Consider the following 5302-nt stretch of genomic DNA (forward strand, 5'->3'; position numbering starts at 1 on the left):
CTCGAGTACCTGACCGACCAGGACGGTCGGCGGGTGGTCGCCTTCGGCTACTGGGCCGGCTACGTGGGCGCCGCGCTCGGGGTGCTGCACCTGGCCGGCACGCTGGCCGCGCCGCTGGTGCCGATGGCCAAGCAGGAGCTCGACGCGGCGCTGGAGCACGCCGGCAGGGCCGGGGTGGACCAGCTGCTGGCGCTGGTCACCGGGGCGCACGGGCGATCCGGGCGCGGCGCCCAGCGCGCCCTGATGACCGCCGGGCTGCCGATCACCCGGTGGGATCGCCAGGAGACGCGGGACCTGCACAAGCAGGCCCTGCTGGGCCATGACCTGCTGGTGAACTGCGTGGTCACCCGGACCCCGACGACCCCGTTCGTGCAGGAGGGGGACCTGGACCACGAGCGGCGGCTGCGGGTGCTCGCCGACGTGACCTGCGATGTCACCGGCCCGACCAACATGCTCCCGGTGAACACGGCGATCACCACGTGGCAGCAGCCGGTCCGGCGCCTGCACGACGGCTCCCCGGAGCACGGCAGCGCGCCGCTGGAGGTCATCGCCATCGACAACCTGCCCTCCCTGCTGCCGCGCGAGGCCAGCGAGGGGTTCAGCGCAGACCTGACCCCGCACCTGCTCGGGCTGGCCCAGGACGGCGGTCCGTCGGGGCCGTGGCGGGCCGCCGGCCGCGCCTTCGACCAGGCGATCGAGGAGCTCGAGGCACTGAAGCGCCCTGCGCCACAGTAGGCACATGGTGAGCGGACGCGCGGACCTCGCCCGGCTCCGTCGGGTGGCCGTGGCGGCGCTTGCTCAGTACCCGCTTGCGGAGGGTCGGCTCACCTTCGTCTCCCATGGCGAGAACACGACGTTCCGCCACGATGGCGCGGAAGGCAGCCACCTCGTGCGGGTGCACCGGCCGCAACGTCACGGCCGTGCGGTCGACTCGACAGCGGCAGTGCTGCGCTGGATGGACGGGCGCATCCACGAGACGTCCGCTCGTCCGGTTCATCTCCGCAGGCTGGGCGAGGCAATGGCGCGCCTGCATGACCACGCCGATGCGTGGCCACCACCGGCGGAATTCGTGCGCATCCGGTGGGACCACGAGGCCTTCTTCGGGGACGTCATGGTCTACGGCGGTATCGCGGCGGCCGACTGCTGGGAACTTCTGCCCGGGCAGCTCCGTGTCCGCTTCCGGGAGGTGGATCAGCGCATGGCCGACCTCATCGCGACCGCGGACGACGTCGGGCTCATTCACGCCGATCTGCATCTCGGCAATGCGCTCTTCCATCGTGGCGTGGTCAAGCTCATCGACTTCGACGACTGCGGGACGGGGCCGCGCCTCTACGATCTCGCCCTCGCGCTGTGGGAACTGCGGGATCGCCCCGACCACCCGGCGTTCCGGGATGCACTGCTCGCCGGCTGCCGTGCTCGGCGAGACGTCGACGTCGGTACCTGGACGACTTCATCGCCCTGCGCCAGGTCGCGTTCGACCTGTGGTACACCGGCACCGCTCAGGTCAACTGCGCGTTCTCCGCACGCCTCGACCGGGTCCACCGGTGGTCCCTCGCGATGCTCGACCTCGTGCAGACCTCCTGATCCGGCACGTGGTCGCCCGTTTGGACTGCTGCCCGCCGCGGTCCGGGGTTGGACACTTGCTGAATGGTCCACGTTGAGCCAGAGCGATTCGAGCTGATGGTGAGCGAGGCACTCGACGGCATACCTGCAGAGCTGGGCGAGCTCATGAGCAACGTGGCCGTCACGGTGCAGCACGACGGTGGTCCGGCAGGCCTCTTGGGCCTGTACCAGGGAGTGCCCCTGACACGTCGGTCGTCGTTCTACGCCGGCGCCCTGCCCGACCGGATCACGATCTACCGGCGCGCCATCTGCGCCCTGTGCAACAGCGATGCCGAAGTGGTCGAGCAGGTTCGGCGGACTGTGATTCACGAGGTGGGGCATCACTTCGGGATCGGCGACGCGCGCCTGCGCGAGCTCGGTTGGTGAGTCACCGGGCCACGGCCAGACGCGTCACCCCGCGGCGAGAACGCAGAACTCATTACCTTCCGGATCTGCCAAAACGACCCACGACGCATCACCTTGGCCGATGTCAACACGTCGAGCGCCATGAGCCACGAGACGAGCCACCTCGGCGTCCTGGTCGTCGGGCCTGAAGTCGAGATGCAGTCGGCTCTTGGACTTCTTGCTCTCTTCAAGCCGCACGAAATCCAACCCCGGGCGACGGTCCTCCTCCGGGCGGATCTCGAACTCGTCTGCTGACGAGTAGACAACAACCCAGCCAAGAGCCTCTGCCCACCACTGGCCCAAGGCCGCCGGATCCGCCGAGTGAACGATGACCTGCTCCCATTCCAAGCTCATCTGGCGAACCTAACGCAACCAGCGGCTCCAGAGACTGCGGGGGTCGATGTCGCGCGAACGGGCTACGCCAAGGTGGGGATGGAGGAGGTCGCCGAGGCCTCGGGCGTGTCGGTAGCGCTTTTGCCTCACACGTTGGCTCGGCTTCCAGTTGACTGGCTGGTGGAGGCCCGCGGCCCCCTCGGCGGGCCTCGACGCTCACGACTGGATGAGAGGTGCCCGGATGAGCCGTCGGACGTCGTACTGGCTGGCAGGCGGCGCCCTGGCCGCCGAGATCGTGGCCTACCTCCTGTGGCGGCCCAGGATGCTGCGGTGGGGCGCGACCGACAGCGAGGCCAGTGAGCCCCTCCCGGGCGATGACCGAACTCCGCACCCGAGGGTGCAGAGCACGCGGGCGGTCACCATCGACGCGCCACCCGAGCGGGTGTGGCCGTGGTTGATGCAGATGGGGATCGGTCGCGCAGGCTTCTACACCCACGACTGGGTCGAGCGGCTGATTGCCAGAGCCCGCTATGTCGAGGGTCGGCACTCGGCGCGCCGGATCCACCCGGAGGTGGCGCCGCTCAAGGTTGGCGACAGCGTGCCGATGGGCGCGGGTGCGTTCGCGACCGTCTGGGAGGTCAAGCCGTACGAGTACCTGGTCGCACAGGAAACCTTCGTGTTGCGGCCACTGCCGGGTGACAGGACCCGGCTGATCATCCGCTACCGCGGGGCGGGCTTCGTGGAACCGGCCGCTCACTCCATCAGTCCGGATGCCGGGCCGGGGCCTCGGCTGATCCGGTTCGTGGTGTTGCGGTTGCCCGGCGTGGACCTCGTCCTGCGGGCGGTGGACTTCTTCATCGGAGACCCGCTGCACCACTACATGGAGACCGGGATGCTCACCGGGATCAAGGCTCGCGCCGAGCAGGAGCACGCTCAGCGGCATACGTCACAATGACCTGCGTGACCCAGCAGACGCTGCCCGAGCACTTCGACGTGGTCATCGTCGGGGCGGGCATCTCCGGCATCGACGCGGCCTACCGGCTGCAGACGGAACTGCCGGGCAAGCGTTTCACCATCCTCGAGGCACGCGAAGCGATGGGCGGCACGTGGGACCTCTTCCGCTATCCCGGCGTGCGATCGGACTCCGACATGGGGACGCTCAGCTTCCCCTTCGAGCCCTGGACCGACGCGGAGTCCATCGCCGACGGTGGCCGGATCCTGGCCTACATCAGACGCAGCGCGGCCCGCTACGGCATCGACCGCCACGTCCGCTATGGCCACCGCGTGGTCGCCGCCGACTGGTCGAGCAGCGAGGAGCAGTGGACCCTGTCGATCAGGCACGGGGATGAGGAGCGCCGGCTCACCTGCGGGTTCCTGCACCTGTGCAGCGGCTACTACGACTACGCGCAGGGCCATCGCCCGGAGTTTCCCGGCGAGGCCGAGTTCACCGGTTCGATCGTCCACCCGCAGTTCTGGCCCGAGGCGCTGGAGGTCGCCAACCGCCGCGTCGTCGTCATCGGATCTGGAGCAACGGCAGTCACGCTCGCTCCGGCGCTCGCCGAGCTCGGGGCGCGGACCACGATCCTCCAGCGTTCGCCGTCCTGGGTGATGGCGCGGCCTCGACGTGACCCGATGGCCGCGGCATCCCGCCGGGTTCTTCCACCCCGGCTGGCGGCGGACGCCGTTCGCCACAAGAACGCCCTGCTGATGTCCGGGTTCTACGAGCTGTGTCGGCGTGCGCCCCGCCTGGCGAGCCGCCTGATCACCCGAGGGACGGTGCGGGCCCTCGGCGACCCGGCCCTCGTCGATCAACACTTCACGCCGCGCTACGACCCCTGGGACCAACGCCTGTGCATCGTGCCGGACGGCGACCTGTTCAAGACGATCCGGGACCGGCGGGTCGAGCTCGTCACCGACACGATCGACACCTTCACGCCGACCGGGATCAGGCTCTCGTCGGGTCGCGAGCTGCCGGCCGACGTCATCGTCACCGCGACCGGCCTCCGCCTGCTCGCCGCAGGAGGGATCGAGCTCAGCGTCGATGGCGAGCGTCGGGCACCGTCCGAGCTCTTCGTCTACCGCGGCCTGATGCTCGGAGGGATCCCCAACCTCGCGCTCAGCCTCGGCTACGTCAACGCGTCGTGGACCCTGCGCGCCGACCTCGCCGCTCGCTACGTCTGCCGGCTCCTCGCCCATCTGGACCGGCTCGGACTGCGCGTGGCAATCCCGATGCCTCCCGAGGGTCTGGTCGAGCAGCCCCTCCTGCCACTCCACTCCAGCTACGTGCGACGGGCCGAGGGGAGTCTTCCCCACCAGGGAGACCGGGCACCGTGGCTGATGCGCCAGAGCTACCTGCCCGATCGCCGGGAGCTGCTCCGTGGCGATGTCACCGCGTCGATGGCCTTCCGCTGACCTCAGCATCGCCGAGCCGCAACCGGCCCGACAGCTCCCCAGCGGAAGCGAGGGCCTCGAGCCGTCCCATGACGCGCTCGTGAAGCGACCAGGGGCTGATCGTATTGACGAAGATCTTCGTCCCGCCCTCGAAGCCAGCGAGCGTCGAGACCCGCCACTTGAGTACGGCGCGCAACGGCATCGGAAGGTCGAGGGAGGGCGGCCGGTGGTGCCATTCCTCGTTGCTCGGCACCTCGACCCCCGTCGCCGCGTGGCAGGCGTGCAGCAGGTCCGAGAAGTCCCGCCGCTCGTCGGCCGTCAGCTCCCACGGGCAGCGGTCGGCCACGAGGGAGTGCACCTCGAGGGACGGGTACCGGTGCCCGATGCCGACAAAGGCCACCGCGGTCGGTGTGCGACCGACGACCAGGCCTTGGGTGGCGGCATACTCGTGTCCCCACCGCTCGTAGAGGTCTGGCTCGAGACGAACCTGCTCCGCCTCGAGCTCCAACTGGGCGCCGAGCTCGTCGATGGCGACGACCTGCTTGTGCAGGTGGTCGAAGGAGGCGCCCGC

7 protein-coding genes are annotated in these 5302 nt (G+C 69.6%); 5 read left to right on the forward strand and 2 right to left on the reverse strand.

The features are described 5' to 3' along the window. The 3 genes from ABF401_RS06095 to ABF401_RS06105 form a co-directional block, all read left to right on the forward strand. A partial coding sequence (locus ABF401_RS06095) for a Rossmann-fold NAD(P)-binding domain-containing protein (RefSeq protein ID WP_353508648.1) occupies positions 1 to 735 on the forward strand: 735 nt, incomplete at its 5' end. Positions 736 to 739: 4 nt separating this feature from the next. Next, on the forward strand, positions 740 to 1681 hold the full coding sequence (locus ABF401_RS06100) for a phosphotransferase enzyme family protein (protein WP_353508649.1): 942 nt from the start codon (positions 740 to 742) through the stop codon (positions 1679 to 1681). Continuing rightward, positions 1648 to 1989 carry a metallopeptidase family protein gene (locus ABF401_RS06105; protein ID WP_353508650.1) on the forward strand — a complete coding sequence of 114 codons (342 nt, stop codon included), beginning with the start codon at positions 1648 to 1650 and terminating at the stop codon, positions 1987 to 1989. The genes ABF401_RS06100 and ABF401_RS06105 overlap by 34 nt, the downstream gene beginning before the upstream one ends. A 24-nt stretch (positions 1990 to 2013) precedes the next feature. Here the strand turns inward: ABF401_RS06105 and ABF401_RS06110 are convergent, their stop codons facing one another. Continuing rightward, positions 2014 to 2361, reverse strand: coding sequence for a VOC family protein (locus ABF401_RS06110; RefSeq protein WP_353508651.1), 348 nt, complete (start codon positions 2359 to 2361; stop codon positions 2014 to 2016). 220 nt (positions 2362 to 2581) lie between these two features. On the opposite strand from ABF401_RS06110, the gene ABF401_RS06115 reads away from it, so the two are divergent. After that, a complete protein-coding gene (locus ABF401_RS06115; protein ID WP_353508652.1) occupies positions 2582 to 3295 on the forward strand; it encodes a hypothetical protein in 714 nt (237 codons plus the stop codon). Beyond that, a complete protein-coding gene (locus ABF401_RS06120) occupies positions 3292 to 4752 on the forward strand; it encodes a flavin-containing monooxygenase (RefSeq protein WP_502908197.1) in 1461 nt (486 codons plus the stop codon). The genes ABF401_RS06115 and ABF401_RS06120 overlap by 4 nt, the downstream gene beginning before the upstream one ends. Here ABF401_RS06120 and ABF401_RS06125 read toward each other — a convergent pair. Then, positions 4727 to 5302, reverse strand: a 576-nt coding sequence (locus ABF401_RS06125; protein ID WP_353508654.1) for a DUF4921 family protein, incomplete at its 5' end; no start/stop codon positions are given. The genes ABF401_RS06120 and ABF401_RS06125 overlap by 26 nt on opposite strands.

Source organism: Intrasporangium sp., from assembly GCF_040414665.1.
Lineage (GTDB): Bacteria > Actinomycetota > Actinomycetes > Actinomycetales > Dermatophilaceae > Intrasporangium.

What these genes read in the sequence shown, in the direction of transcription:
- ABF401_RS06100 (WP_353508649.1), top strand. Translation starts at nt 740, where the DNA reads ATGGTGAGCGGACGCGCGGACCTCGCCCGGCTCCGTCGGGTGGCCGTG.
- ABF401_RS06105 (WP_353508650.1), top strand. Translation starts at nt 1,648, where the DNA reads ATGGTCCACGTTGAGCCAGAGCGATTCGAGCTGATGGTGAGCGAGGCA.
- ABF401_RS06110 (WP_353508651.1), bottom strand. Translation starts at nt 2,361, where the DNA reads ATGAGCTTGGAATGGGAGCAGGTCATCGTTCACTCGGCGGATCCGGCG.
- ABF401_RS06115 (WP_353508652.1), top strand. Translation starts at nt 2,582, where the DNA reads ATGAGCCGTCGGACGTCGTACTGGCTGGCAGGCGGCGCCCTGGCCGCC.
- ABF401_RS06120 (WP_502908197.1), top strand. Translation starts at nt 3,292, where the DNA reads ATGACCTGCGTGACCCAGCAGACGCTGCCCGAGCACTTCGACGTGGTC.